The following is a 16527-nucleotide window of genomic DNA, read 5'->3' on the forward strand; positions in this document are numbered from 1 at the left end:
ATCACGCAAATATTACAACATCTTCATCATCCGTATCATCTACATACGCTCTTTCCAGGCATTTATGAGGCGGGCAGTAATATGCCTTAACTCTTCCACCTTCTTTTTCAGACTTCCATCTCCTTAACCCCTGTTTAGTTATCTCATATTCTTTATTCAATGTATAAACAGTTGCTTCAACAGGTTCTTCCCCCATGTAAGACACAGGAATATACATATCGTGATTAGTCAGTACTTCTTCATCTTCTTTTAATGAAACAATTCTGACATCTCTTATATCTATAATATCCTCATATCTTCCAAGAGACAGATACGTTGGCGGATTCTTAAGTGCCTGATATATTATTTCAAAATCAGCCTCATCCTCTGGCACAATATGTATTATGAGCTTGCATTCACATAACAGTTCAACATTGGCTATTCCCTTAAATATTCCATAATTATCGCCATCTTTTACGCATATCTGATGCCTGCCTTCTTCATATCTGGCACCTGCTGAAAATGAATAGCGTGTATACAGATCAGATATAGTCCCTTTGTTATCGCCCTGAATACTCAGCTTCATTTTGTGATACTCTTTAAATCCACATGCGGCATGTATCATTCCACTTACTGTTGAATATGGTGGAAGAGGATAGGTCTCTTTAATTATAAAACTGCTCGGTTTTCTATAATTAACAAGATTCTGAAAACAATCCAGTCTTATTGCTCTATGCATAGTACTCATCCACTTTCTTCTTAAACTCTCCAAATGCTTCTGCTATTGTTACAGCCCCAAGTTTTTCCTTAATCTGACTGTCATTATTAAAGATTCCTGATGTTACTCCTACTATTGTAGAATTTTCAAGATCTTCACTACTTTCTTTCATTTCTACCAATGTATCAACATTTATCATATTATTATCAATCTTAACTATGTTTTCAAAAAACGGATTCTTTCTTTCATAGTTACCACCTATGATAAATAATGGAGATAAATTCTCTCTCCTGCCGCGTATATCTCTATAAAGATACTGAACGGTTTCAAGAAGTGTTTTAACCCTTTTAGCTTTTTCCTCCTTTGATACATTAATCTCTCCATCAATTCCAACCCTGTCAAGATCCACTGAAATTGTATATGCATAATAAGAACGGTGAATTTCACTCTGTGCAATACCATTGTCAAGATTCTGGCGCTTAGCTAATCCCATATTAGTAAGAAACTCCAGCTCCCCCTGATATGGTTCAAGTGATATGGCGTTGCTAAGTCTAGCCACTGCACTTCTTGTTGATGCACCTCCCCTTGCATTATCGTCCTTTGCCATTGTCTTCATATAACCAAATAAATCTATTTCTGGGTAATCCTCAATAGTAGCTGATGGAGCAAACTGTACAACTCCGCTCTTATCCTCGACAGGTGTGTTATCCCACTCAGCCTGCTGTACAATATTGTATCTTATTGCCTGCCTTGATATATATGAATACTGGCTTGCATTACCTCTTGTCATTTTCTTAATATTAGAAATATTACCTAATCCTTCTCCATAATTCGCACTCTCTGCAACAAATACTATTGTCATTGTCAATCCGTTCTTACTCATCTAAATAACCTCCTCATTCTTCTTATTCTGTCTGCAACCTTTTAATCCCAAAACAAATGCATATCCATATTCTTCAAATAACTCCTGATTTTTCTGGATATATACAAACTCTCTTGGAATAACTAATTTATCAGCCTGTCCCACTTCAGCTGGCACCTTACAGGTACAATATAATCTCATTACAATATCCAGAAATTTTCCTGTATTTCTCGTAGATAATGCATTAAGAAGCTGATATATTGTTCCTTTGATACATTCATCATCCTTTGCCCCTTTTGAAGACAATATGGCAGTTCTTAAAGCAAAACCACTATCCATTACTGTTATACTTCCCATTTCTATAACCTTACCTCCATTTCCTTGCAAATCCTTATCTTTCTTAACAAGTGCACTATACAACATTACAACATATATCCAATAAGCAGTTACTATCTGTCCCGCATTATCAGAATCAAGATTATTCTTTAGCACTTTCTTTAGAAGCAATTCCTGACTTCTATGTTTCAGAATATTCATAACTACATTTTCGTATATATTAAGATAATCTGCTCCAATTCTTGTGTAAGGATATTCTCCTAAATACTCTAAAGCTTTTCTTACCTTTTCATCATTAAATGTCTGAAGTGCTTCATTACTTATTACAGAAAAGATATATTTATCCTTCTCATCTGTTCCCTTTAAAATAACCTGAATATTGTTAAGTTGTTCAACTTTACAATCCATCAACTGCTTCAACATTCTGGCAAACCATTGTGTATATCGCTCAGCTTCTTTTTTCTCTGCCTCTGTCACAATCTTTCCACTCCTGCTATTAGAAGCCAGTAACTGATTAATTGATGAATTAGTATTCATAAATGCAAAGCGCTGTCCTAAAAGTGTGAATCCCAGCGGACTGGCAGCATATACAAATGCGCATGCAGGACACAAAAAGGCATCTACTTTACAATTCCAGAATGCAGACTTTTTTCTCGCAAGATCATCTGCCATATCCTTCATAAAAGCAATAGAAACACGTTCCTTATTTCCCATTGGTCTTCCACAGTCTATACACATATCCTTATCTTTATCATGATTTGTCCTGATATATTCTTTAAATGGTTTTGTAAAATCCTGTTCAAACAATATACGCATGTCCTTCTTTGCATTAGCTCTTAGCAGAAAACATTTACCATCCCAGAAACGGTTAATATAGTTATATATGACGCTCTTCATTACAAATGTTTCTTTACACTTTGGCTGCATTATAAAGTTCTTGATACCTTCAAGCCTCTGTTTTAGTTCTTGTGATGTTGATTTCGCATTTAATTTATTTTGCTGAAGATTCACATATATCTCAGACCCATCAACTTCGTTTCTTATATTTTCAAATCCAGCCTTATAACTATTGGACAAAAGCTTATCATTTATAAACTTGATATCTTCCTTATCTTCTTTAACCAGCTTGTCCGGATTCCATTGTTCATTATCAATTTTGCATATAATCTTGTTAATTCTGTCTAATATTCCTTTATATACTGTAAAATCTCCATAATAGTTAACACAGGCATCAAAATACATTCCAGTCCAGTCACACTGCTGCACGAAATCCTCGTCAAGCCATAATCCCTGCTCATACAGTTCAAGCCCATCTACCGGTCTGTTCTGCATTTTTATGCCATAATCCTTTCCGCTCTCTGCATCTGACATATCCAGCATATAGTTAAGACCTACTATCCCCGTATTTTTCAGGAAATCTCCCATAGTTACCAGATATTTACCCACATTCTGTCCCTCCTTTCCTAAAATTATAGTAATATTTCGAACTTACCGTGACCTTCTGATCTTCTGGCACCCAGCCCTGCCTGATAAAGAATATTAAGCAGCTCGCAATTACCGCTAATCTTATATATTCCAAGGTTAGCATCAACCTTTCTTCCAAAGCAGTTAACTACTACTTTTCTTGCTTTGACAGGTTCTATTGATAATCCTTCTGTATCAACCCCGATTTCCATTTTCTGAATAAAAATCTCTACATTTTCACATAATGCCTTTGAAAATCCTTCATCTGCATATGTATAATAAATGTCTTTGTTAGTCACACTGTCGTGCCGTCTTACAATCAATGGGCTCTGCATCTTTACAATAATTTCATCATCAACAATATCTTTACGATTGTTTGACCTTATTGAAATCAATTTCATAGAATTGCCACTGACAGGATACTGCTTGTATCTCATAAGCTGAAAAGCATTAAACCATTCTATAATCTGTCCCATATCAGCATCTGTAAAAAAAACTTTAAATCTGTTGTCCCTAAGAAATATAGTGTCACCTTTAAATACCGCACCTGGCAGATATGTACTGAATGTAAATGATTTAATAATTGAATGCTCCTTATTATATAATCGCTCAAACATATCTTCCGAATAATTCCTGCTTGCTGCTTTTAAGAAACTAACCATCAATCTCTCATATTCCAGCGGTAACTGTGGCTTTTCAAGTTGAAATTCTAAAGATAGCTGTATCATTGTATCACCTTCTTTTGCTTAATTATGTAGTTCATATCTGGATATTACTACTTTAGATTTAAGATGTCAATATAAATTATCAATTTGGATTAAAAAACTTTGTTTGATTTTTAATGTCACTTATTATAATATACATATATAATTTTTACATTTTGGGATGTAAATAATTGATAATTAATATAATCAACTTTTAATAGCTACATTTTGGAATTCTCCCATCCCCCAAACCTTTCCATTGTTATTTCCAATCCCATATATTATAATTTTTCTTAACCAAACAAATGAAGGAGATTTATTTAATGAAGAAAAATAGTATCTTTCGCAGCCTGCCGTTTAAATTGCTGGTGGGCGTTATTGCCGGCGTCATGGTGGGACTACTGTTAAGTTCAACTGATGGCAATTCATTTTCACGCGCCATTTTGAATATCGTTGTAACTCTGAAATATATTCTCAATCAGATAATTAATTTCTGCATACCTCTGATAATCATTGCATTTATTGCGCCTTCGATTACTCAGATGGGTAAAAATGCATCAAAGCTTCTTCTGATTGCAGTTACAATCGCATATACATCATCAGTTGGTGCTGCATTTTTCTCTACAGCATCCGGATATCTTTTGATACCACATTTGTCAATATCCTCTACTGCTGATGGATTGAAAGAGCTTCCGGCTGCGGTTTTCGAATTATCAATCCCACAGATAATGCCTGTTATGAGCGCACTTGTGTTCTCAATTATGATTGGACTTGCTGCCGCTTGGACAAAAGCAGAATTGATTTCAAATATTCTTGAAGAATTCCAGAAAATCGTGCTTGCGATAGTTTCAAGAATCATGATACCGATTCTTCCATTTTTCATCGGACTTACTTTCTGCGGACTCTCATACGAAGGTTCAATAACAAAGCAGGTTCCTGTGTTCCTGAAAATCATAATTATTGTATTAATCGGACATTACATTTGGATGACTCTGCTTTACACAATCGCAGGATTGTATTCTAAGAAGAACCCGATTGAAGTAATCAGACATTACGGTCCTGCATACCTTACATCAATTGGAACAATGTCATCTGCTGCCACACTCGCAGTTGCACTCCAGTGTGCCGGAAAATCAAAGGTTTTGAGAAAGGACATGGTCTCTTTTGGAATTCCTTTGTTTGCAAATATACATTTGTGCGGCTCTGTGCTGACAGAGGTATTTTTCTGCATGACTGTATCAAAGATTTTGTATGGCACTATTCCATCAGCCGGAACTATGATTCTGTTCTGCGTGCTTCTCGGAATATTTGCAATCGGCGCACCTGGCGTACCTGGCGGAACAGTTATGGCTTCGCTCGGACTTATTACCGGCGTGCTTGGATTTAACGACACTGGAACTGCCCTTATGCTTACAATATTTGCACTTCAGGACAGCTTCGGAACAGCCTGCAATGTAACAGGCGACGGTGCGCTCACACTTATCCTGACTGGATATGCAGAGCGCCACGGCATCAAAGAAGGCGCTGACAATTAATATGTTTCTTTGACATATGTAAAGTGCTATAATCATCACATGAATACACGCGCCTGCGGCGCAGAAATGAGGTAACATATGCCATTTATTAATTCAAAGATAAGCACTTCTCTTACAGAAGCACAGGAAACTGAAATCAAAACCCGTTTAGGTCAGGCTATCCAGACAATTCCCGGCAAGTCAGAAAGCTGGCTCATGATCGGCTTTGAACCTGACTACAAGCTCTACTTCAGAGGAAGCAATGCCGAGCCTATAGCTATGGTCGAGGTCAGCGTTTACGGAAGTGAGAACCCATCTGCCTTTTCTAAACTGACTGGCCAGATATGTGACATTTTTAAAGATGTTCTTGGAATTGCACCAGATCATGTATATGTAAAATATCAGGCTGTTTCTAACTGGGGATGGAATGGAGATAATTTCTAATATGCATTAATAAGCGGGACACTCATTTTTTTATGAATGTCCCGCTTAAATATTTTTTTCTAAAATTCTTTCTTTTCCATAATCCGGACACTAATTGCATAAGAGAGCAGTATGAGAAGTACTGTCACTACCACTGCAATTCCTGCAAGTATCCAGCCATTCATTTGGTTTAAAAATGAAAAGGCACTTAATACATTTGTCTTTACCAGCTCCGCAAATGCAATGACAGACGCTCCCATTACACCACATGCCCCCGAAATGACTACTCTGCTCTTTTCTACTCCGGATACTAGCTGCAGCGGAATCAGCAATGCAATCAACAATGCCGTAACCGGCAGGAACACCAATACCATAGGAATCTGGGAAGTCATGTCTATCGGCATCTGTTGTCTCATTTCCAAGATTATGTAAAGTCCCGCTGCCACAAGCCATGAAACCGTTCCTCCTGTAAGACAGAAAATATACTTTTCCCTCACATACATTTCTGCATCAATCGGCAAAGTCATCAAAAATCCATATCCTTTATCAAGCTCGTCATAAGTAACTGTATTTATCAGAAGAATACTAATTGCAAACGGCAGCCACCCCAGGATAACTGCTTCGTTCTGTAACCCTATCACCACTCCAATGATAAGAAGGAGAATTACTGCCTGTTTATTACACCTCATTAACCTGATATCTTTTTCTATTAAACCTGCCATTATCTGTACCCTCCCGTCATCATAAGAATTAATTCATCAATTCCACCATGCTCCACCACAATCTGCGGATAATTTTCCTGATAAAATCTTCTGTCATTAGTAAAGCAGGCGTAACCATAGGTTTCTTTCTGCGCTTTTATGACTGCTGTCTTGTCTAATGTCCTATATTGCTCCTCATCCACCTTTAAAATGCCATACTGCTCTAAAATAACATCTGTATCCTCATGCAAAATAATTTTTCCGTCATGAATGAGATAAATGTCGTCACAAAGTGACTCCAAATCTGTGGAAATGTGCGATGTAATCAATATTGTGCGCTTCTCATCCTGCGCTATATATTCACGCAGCAAATCAAGTATTTCATTTCGTGCTTCCACATCAAGTCCTGCTGTCGGCTCATCTAAAATCAACAAATCGGCTTTATGACTGATTGCCGTCAACACCCTCAGTTTTGCTTTCATACCGGTGGAAAATTCTTTTAATTTCTTCTTCCGAGGAAGCTTTAACACATCACATTTTTGGTCAAAAAAATCCTTCTGGAAATCAGGATACATTTTAGCAAGGATATGCCAGACATCTTCCACCGTAAACTGTGAACTAAAGCCCGACTCCGTCAAAGATACTCCGATTTTCTGCTTTACCGCAACCGGAAGCTCCCCGCCTTCGTTTCCAAGCACACAAATGCTTCCCATGTCCGGCTTTACAAGTCCAAGTATCAGTTTAATTGCTGTACTTTTTCCTGCCCCGTTTTTTCCTACAAACCCTGTAATTCTCCCCTCCGGTATTTCCAAAGATAGTTCCAGTTCAAAGTCCTTATATTTTTTTCGGACATTCTGCATTGTTATCATAATTCGCCTTTCTATTTCTCATCAAGTATAAGCTTTACAATCTCTAAAATTTCTTCTTTATTCATGCCAATTGCCACTGCCCGGTCAATGGCTTTGTCAAAGTCCTCTTCCACAGCAAATCTTCTCGCCTGCGACGCAAGCTGTTTATCCGAAGCGGTCACATATGTTCCCTTTCCGTGAACAGTCGTAACAAAGCCTTCCTCTTCTAACTTGTCATAGGCTTTCTTTACGGTCAGTGCGCTGATGCGAAGCTCCCCTGCAAGCGTCCTCACAGACGGAAGTGCCTCTCCCTCTTTTAATACAGACTGGATAATCTCTGACTTTATCTGCTCCATAAGCTGTTCGTAAATCGGAACCATGGAAGAATGATTTAATATAATATGCATATTTTTCTTTTCTCCTTTGTGATAAACAGTATATAACAGTTGATGTGTGTTGTCAACTGTTATATACTGTTTATTAAAAATATACAAAATAAGAGCCACTCTAAGGTGACTCTCATTTATTTTTATATTTAACTTAACTAAAATATTTTACCTATTTTTCTGTTAATCTACAAGAAGTTCCCTACAATAATATTTTAATCCTTTTTGAGCATTCTCTTTCTTATAAATATAAAAATCGTACCAAACTTTCAAAGTTTAGTACGATATCTCCACTATAATAGGATTATTTCCTCTCGACTATCCAACCAGATTATCTAACATTCCTACAATCTTTTCTCTTTCACCACAGCCATTAGTCTTAAATCTTAATAATGGAATTTCATACAAATCCATTATGCGATCCTTTAATAAATCTCTTGAAGCCTGTACGGTATCCTTTTTATGAAATTCATATCCATCAACTTCAATCGCTAAAACCGGCTTTTTACTGATTCTGTTGTAAATCAGAAAATCCAGATGTGTTGCAGGATTCATTGCATACTGGCACTCTCTGTCATTTAATAGTTGAGGATTTTTAATCAGCATATTCAATGGAAAATGACAAATAACATCTAAACTTGAATACTTATTATCCGCAATTATTTCCTGTATCAATGAATACATAAGATTCTCAGAGTCATATTCTGATATCTTTTTATATTTCTGCAAATATGCTATTCTTTCCTCAGTATACTGCTTGTAAAGATAATCAAAGATTGAATAAATCTTACTCTCAACAACTTCAAAATTATTATACTGAATGTAATCTATTAAATCTGTTATATTGTGTTCTTTTGACTGCTCATTTCCAGTCACAACCAACATCAGTTTCTTTTTTGCCCTTGAAACTGCAACATTAATCAAATACGGATTATCCGCAAAATCTGATATTTCATCATCTACAGTGGATATAATAATATTGTCTTTCTCCTTGCCCTGAAACTTATGTACGGTAGCTGCATCAATATCTGTTATCTCCCTGTTCAATGCTTCAACCTGATTCCTGTACGGAGCAATAATCCCCGTTTCTTCCGGGTTGAAATTATATTTAGGCATAATTTCATTTTTTATAACATCTATCTGACGCTGACTGTAATGATTTCGTTCATGATTCCCGGCAACTGTTTTCACCACTGACAAAACATCATCTTCACCATTATCCTTTGTCATAATAATCAGTTCACCACGATAAAATTTCTGATTACAGAAATTAATTATTTTAGGATGACACCTATAATGCTCTCGCAATAATGTCTGTGTTACATCAGGCATAATATCCAGAATTGACTGCAAAAAGCTCTTTGTAAACTGATATCCTTCTTTCAGATTATATGTATCAAATATAGCTTTTGCTCTGACCCTCATATCTTCTGTAACAACATTTGGAAGCTGCTTAGTATCTCCCACAATAACCACATTTCTCGCACAAGAAAGTGCTAAAGCCCCTGTTGCAATATCTACCTGTGATGCCTCGTCCATAATAAGATAATCATATACCACATCTGAATTCAGACTATTTCTCGATGAAAATGTGGTACTTAATATAACCGGATACTCCTTCAATACATCATTGGATTCCTTCCACAGATTATCCTCACTAAATACTCTCCGGCTGTCGTTCCCTTCATATCTTCTTGCCAGCTTGTCTTTTAGTAAAATCATTGAATTGTCACATAAATCGTCAAGCAAATGCTTATCAACACCGTTTAAATATCCCTCAATATCTGAAATCTGCTTAGATAATTCTTTTTCTTTTGCCTTATAATACATAGCCTGAAATGTTGTAATTATCTTTGAAAATTCCTGCTTATAAAAACTCCAGTGTGTTATGCCATACTTGAAAAATGTCTTTATTTTAAACCAGAATCCTATTGTCTTTTTCTCCTCTGATATTGCCTGACACTCCTGCCATAACATCATCCATTGTTTTGATGATAACATTTTCTTGCACTTTATATTATCTGTATTAACATCGGATTCTTCAACATACTGGTTAAAATATTGCTGTTCTGTAACTAATTGAGATAATTCCTGCCTTAAATAAGCAAGTTTTTCCTGTTTATCAAAAAATTCTTTTAACCTAACGGATTGCTCTGATATTTTCTTACGCATTTCACCAAATTCTTCAAACATTTTCCAAGTTGAAAAATCAGGATAAGATGAATCCTGATGTTCAACAAATGTTTTCTTATTTTTAGAACTTCCCAGTGTTGCAGCAACAAATCCCAGATTATACTGTGGCGAAGACAGTTTGTCATATACATTTTCAGTTGCAGAATTATTATTAGATACAATCTGTACCGTTTTGTCCAGCATCAATATATTAGCGATAATATTTAATATCGTCTGTGTTTTACCTGTTCCCGGCGGTCCTTGTATTACACTTATCTGATTCTCCATCGCATTTTTTACAGCATTATACTGACTGTTATTACAGCCAAATGGAAATATCGGAACATATTCTCCCCCTCTTTTACCAGTATTCAATAAAGAAGGATTCAAATATTTCGCTAATGCAACCTCATTACCAACATAAGTAATTTTATCAAATCTTTTAGGTGATAATTTTTCCCCCGTCTCTTCATTTCTAATATTACTCAATTCAGCAATCTGCTTTATATATTGGAATACATCGGCAGACCTTTTATCATTCAGGCACGACTCCGCAATATGTAAATCGTGCTCATAGTAATCCCGTTCACTGCCGTCTTTAAAACAAATATGCCAATAAGACTCCTGTCTGCCTCTGAACACAGATATTGCATCTATATCAAAAAACTCCCGTCCCTCTCTGCTAATACGATACGACTTAGGATTTAAAACATCCGGCTTAGTTAATTTCTCAACATTCATATATGCATAGAGATAGCTTTTCCCATTATTAAATTTCACGTTCCATTTATGTGTCTCCGTGTCGTACACACATGACATTACTTCGGTTGTCTTTATCTCGCCCTTGATAATAATCATATAATATCTTGTATCCATTTAGGCCTCACTGTTTCTGGTTGTTATTAGAAAAAATTATTCAAAATAGTACCTTTGAATACATAAATAACTTTTCTTAATCTATTCCTAATCGTTCATAATCTCTTTTATTTTCTTAATGCAGAAAACACACGCCTTAAAAAATCTATAAAAAGAAAAACCATTTTTACTATTGCTTTGTATGTAATTTATTATATTGTTATCGTTATTTGTATAATACATTTAGGTTGGAATCTTATGGAGTCTATCACTTATGTGTTAAGTATACCACCTATCATTATTCCTTTTATTATTAAAATGATTAAACCAGACTTATCTCTCAAAGTCTGGAATCATTCGTATGAAAATAAAGAGACTTATTTCTCAGCAAAAAGAATGCTGGAAACATATCAAGAAAAAGTAACACAACAAGATGCTTTAGTTAATAAGCTCACACTTGAACAAACCAAGTAATATTCCAAAAATTATTGTCACTCAACCAAAAACGAGCCAAGAAAAGCCGTAAATTCGGCATTTCTTGGCTCTTGTACATTACTCGAACTCGCAGAATCTAGTTTGATTTAGGTTATTTCAATATAGTTATCTATACTGTTTTGTATTGATATTTACATCTTTTCCACACGTTATTTTTCGTTTCACATATTTTTAGTACCAATCCAGTACCATTACATTCTTTCATTATTGTGTGTAGTTCCGATGGCTTGCAGGTTTGTTTACTATTCAGAGAATAATCATCTGATAGTTTGCAAATCCACCTATGGAAATTATAATCTCCGGACGATGTTTCTGCAACTAGAAATTTTGAGGTACTAATGGATAGCATCATTCTTTTCCATATCATTCATCAATTTATCAAAGTCACTTTCATATAGTGAATCCTGTATAACTCTGTATTTCTCAAACTCACTTTCTGCAAATTCCTTTGCAATAGCTGCTGTTACTTTTCCTTTATCCTGAAGTACATCCGCATCATTAAATCTAAGAAATGCGTCAAGCTTTGTTTTCCAATCTTCCATAGTCATAGGAATATGTCTTCGTGCCTGTCTTGTTGCATAATCAAGATACATTGTCACAATCTCATTTAATTCTGCAAGTTCATCTTTTTCCAAGTAGTTTTTTGCAATTGACACATCTGTTTTTACTATTTTACCATCAGGCGCATTTTTCCATGATTTAAGTCCCATATGTTCCTTATTATAATCAGCTCTTGCCACTATCACTTCTGCCGCTGTATTACCATGAACTGCATAATGCATCTTGTTCTGAACTGTTGCATAAAACTCTCTTGTCACCTGGGAATTCTTATCATAATCAACTGCTGTTGCATATATGTCTGTAATTTTCTGGTAAAATCTTCTCTCACTTGCTCTGATTTCCTGAATCTCAGCAATAAGATGCTCAAAATAATCTTCGTCGAAAATCTGTCCATTAATCAATCTGCTTTTATCAAGAACATAACCCTGCTTTGTAAATGTATCCAATACTTTTGTTGCCCATGTTCTAAACTGCATTGCCCGCTCTGAATTAATGCGATAACCCACAGCAATAATTGCAGCTAATGAATAAAATTTGTAGTTGTATGTTTTTCCATTATCAGCAACCTGTGCAAAATTTGCACAAGTTGAATTTTCATTTAATTCCCCCTCTTTAAAAATATTGCTCAGATGTTTTGTAACCACACTTCTATCTACATCAAAAAGCTGCGAAATTGCTTTCTGCGTAAGCCATACATCACCATTCTGAACCCTGACTTCTATTCCGTCTTCTCCTGCATCTCGTGTGAAAACTAGAAAATCCACAGTGCTATTTCTTATCTGTAATTCTTTGCTCATAAAAGCATTCCTTTCTCTAGATTCTATCAATACATCTCTATAAAACATTTTCCCCGGTTTCTTTCAAATATCAAGAAGGGAATTTCTGCTTTTGCCAGCATACTATTATTAACTGGAACATATTCATAATTTTCAATATCTGGTATACACTTTATAGCTTTCTTTTTATCTATACAATATAGATTATTTTCACTGCTGTTCCATAAAGCCTTTATCTTCAAAACAACACATTTTGTTTGAACCATCACCTTATATTTTTCAAGCCTGCTTTTTTCTATCTCCTTTGATTTATCACCATAAGAAATAGTAATATATCTGGAATTGGATTTTATAATGTGAACATCTCCATTCCTTACTACCTCTTTAGGGAATCCCAAATCTTCAAAAAAACTATCATAATCTGTAATGCATTCTGGGAGTTCCATTTTGACTGCATAACTGCTATTTATAATATTCTGTATATCCTTATCATCAACCCTGAACATATAAATATTCCATCCCGTGCTATCGCCATCATCATCTAATATTGGAATAGAACCATAAGGATTAAACATATGTAAATTAGACAAATCATCTTTTGTTGGCTTTTTAAATTTGACTATTTCAAATGTTATGCTCATAAATGTTCTCCTTTTCCGTCACTTTTTTAGCGACGAATTATTTTATACATCTTGCTTTTCGTCATTGCAAACTAACTTCTTATGCCCAAACAATTGTTTTAACAATTCTTTTGCGCTAATGGTTAGAACTGCGATTAGTATCTATGTACCTGGTAAAATCAATTACCTTTGCAGGCTTTCTCTTAGTAGCAATCCCTAGTCGTTCCATGTCTAATTTAAAAAGTTCGTTCGGATATCCATACGCATCAAATCCCTCTGGCTGGCAAATATCTCTGTTCAGATACTCACTAAGCTCCCATTGATACTTTGCTTCTTTCTCCAGCTTTTTACCAAAATACTGTGCATCCATTACCATTCTGTTAATGCCACCAACCGATTTCCTACCATGAGTTTTTGTTACAATTGTATCACCTGACATTTTAAAATACTGCCCTATCTGTTCCTCGGAATATCCCATTTCCTGCATCACGCCATGAATCACACTGCGAATATACATTGTATAGTAATTCCAGTTTCTTGGTTCAATATCTGTCATTGCTATTGTATAACGATTACTGGCATTCACAATAAACAAGACATTTCTTCCTTTTATTTTCGTCAAATGTGTGTCCCAGCAGAACACAAGTGAGTCGCCTTTGCTTTCTTCAATCTTTGTTGTTTTTAGTCGATCTTGAACTGCTTTTGTTGCACCAATCTCCATATGTATCACCTGCTCATCTCAAGTATTCTTTCACTTCCCGCCTCATTTCTCCACTGAATTCTGATAAATCATCATATGTAATTACTTTCAGTCTAATGAGACGAACAATATCCCATATTACCTCTGATTTACTCATATACATGATAACACCCGGATGACGCTTATCTTCTTTTATCCGTTTTCAAGTTCCAACAATTTCTCTGATGCAGGCTTTTTATCATCATTCAGAAAATTTGCATACTCTTTAACAAGACCTTCCATATAATTTTCCTGCCTGATAATCTTTCTCGAAATAATTTCCAATCCTTTTTGCTTATGTCCATGATTTTGAACCTCCTCAGTCTCAAGTTAGTCTCAGCAAACAATTTCAGAAATGAGACTGACTCGAAACTACAACTTTATAATTTACCTGCAAATCCCGGTTTTATCGCGTTTTGCTATATCATAGAGTCTCACTCAGTCTCAAATCTCGTGAGACTTCGTTGAGACTAACTTTGAAATATTAGTTTTTCAGAAAGCTCTTTAATCGTCTCTCTTTAGAAAGCTTTTTCTTAGAATATTCTGATTTTAACCACTTGATTTTTCTCAAAATTTCTATGACATTTTCTGTGACATTTCCCATCTTCATTATAAGCGTTACCTAAAACAAATTTGTACCTTTAATCAATTCAATTTTTACCTTCTCCCTACTTCCATACATAGAGCTTTTACTTTCATCAATAGTCTATATCTGATGTTTATTCTATGAATACATACTTTCCCTTTCCTTTACCATTTACCACTTTAACAACTTTCATGTCTCTAAGTTTTGTCATGACTGCTCTTGCTGTGGATGGTGAGCAATCAAGAATTTCTTTTATTTCTTTTGTTCCAAAAATCTGATTTTTCTCTATTTCATCATACACCTTAAGAATATTTGCCTTCGAAGGTTCATTATATTTTTGTTGCTCAATCGCCGACTTTATCCTATCAACCGCCGATTTTTTATCGTCAATCGCCGACTTTTCTTCTCCAATCGCCGGCTTTTGGTAATCAATCAACGACTTATTGACTGCAACAGCTAATTTTTTTAATGAATCAGCGGTTTTTTCAACAATATTTTTTCCAACTTTTGAATTATAAATAACCGCCTGCAACATAAAAGCATTTGTATGATAAACAGGATCTTTTAATCCCACCTGCTCCAACTCATTACACATACGATTGACACCTTCTCCAAATTCTTTTACAAATTTATAATTCTTTAAAAACTCTGCAATCTTAGGGTTTCTGGAAAAATGTGTGAAACGTATATTGTCCGCTCTTACAAGCCCTGGAAGTTTTCCCGGGCTTTCAACTACTATATGGTCATCAAACATTTTTATCTGAATATCCGTACCGGTAATACTGTAAGCACGATGAGTAACTGCATTTACGATCAATTCCTGTCTGACAAACTTAGGATATTCCTCATCTGTAACAAATGTTCCATCTGGTCCAAGATATGTTTTTTCTTTTACCTGCGTATCCAAATATGCAATTGCCTCATTTATCATATTAAGTAGTGTTCCTTCAAAGATAACATCCTTTATAACATTCATTTCTGTTCCAAATTTTTCTTCTGTTCCCTCATAACGTATAAAACGGATCCTAGCACGGGGAAAGAAATTTTGAGGATTCTTTCCAAATAGCAAAATTGCAGCGGTACTGATTTGAATCTCGCCATCTTTTTCTTTTATGAAGCCTCTGTTTTCTTTGAGATATTCCAATGGACTTTTCCCATAATCAATCTCATCTATATATTCTTTTACAAAGTCCATATCTATATCATCAATCGTAGCATCAGGCACAGCCTTATCTTCAAAGTATCGTTCTCCCTTGTCATAATTAAGCTGAAGGCGTTCTTCAAAAGTCTGTAATTTAGATTTATCACCAACTCTTAAGAATACATCATCTGCCTGATTTGCATGCACTTGTGGACTTGCATCAATATGCATTACAAGTACATGATTCTCTCTTCCCTTTTCATCAACACATGGAACTTTTTCTATTCCGACTTTAATAGTCGGATTGCAGAAATCAAATGGCACTCTTAGAAGTTCATTTAACTTCTTGGTTTCAAAATCAATGCCTTCAATTCTTTTTGTCTTATCGGTTATACCTATTGCAATATCTCCACCATCCGCATTAGCAAATGCAACAATCGGTATTGCCAAATCCTTTGGAGAAATATTTATACTTTTCCGATCAAATGTCTGATTTTCTTCCATTGATAAAATTTCTTCAATCGTCATTGCATTTACCTTCCTATAATTTTCCCTAGAATTATTTAACTATTATAGTAATCACTTCCCCTAAATCACAGACTTATACCACTGTATTTAGTAACTTTGTTTTTATTTCACAACTATTA

14 protein-coding genes are annotated in these 16527 nt (G+C 35.3%); 2 read left to right on the forward strand and 12 right to left on the reverse strand.

All coding sequences use genetic code 11. The annotated features are described in order from the left end of the window. Nucleotide 1 precedes the first annotated feature (1 nt). The 4 genes from cas5 to cas6 are packed head-to-tail and all read right to left on the reverse strand — an operon-like array spanning nt 2 to nt 4087. Complete coding sequence (gene cas5 / locus GKE48_RS12905; protein ID WP_330375421.1) at nt 2–727, reverse strand: CRISPR-associated protein Cas5; 726 nt, start codon at nt 725–727, stop codon at nt 2–4. Then, on the reverse strand, nt 711–1580 hold the full coding sequence (gene cas7i / locus GKE48_RS12910; RefSeq protein ID WP_055215839.1) for a type I-B CRISPR-associated protein Cas7/Cst2/DevR: 870 nt from the start codon (nt 1578–1580) through the stop codon (nt 711–713). The genes cas5 and cas7i overlap by 17 nt, the downstream gene beginning before the upstream one ends. Next, a complete protein-coding gene (locus GKE48_RS12915; protein ID WP_330583138.1) occupies nt 1581–3341 on the reverse strand; it encodes a Cas8a1 family CRISPR/Cas system-associated protein in 1761 nt (586 codons plus the stop codon). Nucleotides 3342–3364: 23 nt separating this feature from the next. Continuing rightward, nucleotides 3365–4087 (reverse strand): CRISPR-associated endoribonuclease Cas6, encoded by a 723-nt coding sequence (gene cas6, locus GKE48_RS12920; RefSeq protein WP_154301250.1) that lies wholly within the window; start codon nt 4085–4087, stop codon nt 3365–3367. 299 nt (nt 4088–4386) lie between these two features. Between cas6 and GKE48_RS12925 the strand changes: the two genes are divergently transcribed. Both GKE48_RS12925 and GKE48_RS12930 read left to right on the forward strand, forming a co-directional pair. Continuing rightward, nucleotides 4387–5598, forward strand: coding sequence for a dicarboxylate/amino acid:cation symporter (locus GKE48_RS12925; protein WP_154301251.1), 1212 nt, complete (start codon nt 4387–4389; stop codon nt 5596–5598). A 78-nt stretch (nt 5599–5676) separates the two neighbouring features. After that, nucleotides 5677–6021, forward strand: a complete 345-nt coding sequence (locus GKE48_RS12930) for a phenylpyruvate tautomerase MIF-related protein (RefSeq protein ID WP_154301252.1) — start codon at nt 5677–5679, stop codon at nt 6019–6021. Nucleotides 6022–6080: 59 nt separating this feature from the next. Here GKE48_RS12930 and GKE48_RS12935 read toward each other — a convergent pair whose 3' ends face one another. From GKE48_RS12935 to GKE48_RS12975, 8 genes are all read right to left on the reverse strand, one after another. Beyond that, on the reverse strand, nt 6081–6722 hold the full coding sequence (locus GKE48_RS12935; RefSeq protein ID WP_154301253.1) for an ABC-2 transporter permease: 642 nt from the start codon (nt 6720–6722) through the stop codon (nt 6081–6083). Further along, nucleotides 6722–7570: an ABC transporter ATP-binding protein gene (locus GKE48_RS12940; protein ID WP_154301254.1), complete on the reverse strand. Its 849-nt coding sequence runs from the start codon at nt 7568–7570 to the stop codon at nt 6722–6724. The genes GKE48_RS12935 and GKE48_RS12940 overlap by 1 nt, the downstream gene beginning before the upstream one ends. Before the next feature lie 11 nt (nt 7571–7581). After that, entirely contained in the window at nt 7582–7956 is a 375-nt protein-coding gene (locus tag GKE48_RS12945; protein WP_154301255.1) for a GntR family transcriptional regulator, read from the reverse strand. 297 nt (nt 7957–8253) lie between these two features. Further along, entirely contained in the window at nt 8254–10983 is a 2730-nt protein-coding gene (locus GKE48_RS12950; protein ID WP_154301256.1) for an AAA domain-containing protein, read from the reverse strand. Nucleotides 10984–11792: 809 nt separating this feature from the next. Next, nucleotides 11793–12815 (reverse strand): virulence RhuM family protein, encoded by a 1023-nt coding sequence (locus tag GKE48_RS12955; RefSeq protein ID WP_154301257.1) that lies wholly within the window; start codon nt 12813–12815, stop codon nt 11793–11795. 26 nt (nt 12816–12841) lie between these two features. Continuing rightward, complete coding sequence (locus GKE48_RS12960) at nt 12842–13435, reverse strand: hypothetical protein (protein ID WP_154301258.1); 594 nt, start codon at nt 13433–13435, stop codon at nt 12842–12844. 115 nt (nt 13436–13550) lie between these two features. Further along, entirely contained in the window at nt 13551–14135 is a 585-nt protein-coding gene (locus tag GKE48_RS12965; RefSeq protein ID WP_154301259.1) for a DUF6933 domain-containing protein, read from the reverse strand. A gap of 737 nt (nt 14136–14872) precedes the next feature. Then, the gene (locus tag GKE48_RS12975) at nt 14873–16408 is read right to left on the reverse strand and encodes an ATP-binding protein (RefSeq protein ID WP_154301260.1); all 1536 of its coding nucleotides are present in this window, start codon (nt 16406–16408) and stop codon (nt 14873–14875) included. Between the last annotated feature and the right edge of the window lie 119 nt (nt 16409–16527).

It is taken from the genome of Lachnospira eligens (assembly GCF_009680455.1).
Classification (GTDB): Bacteria; Bacillota; Clostridia; order Lachnospirales; family Lachnospiraceae; genus Lachnospira; species Lachnospira eligens_A.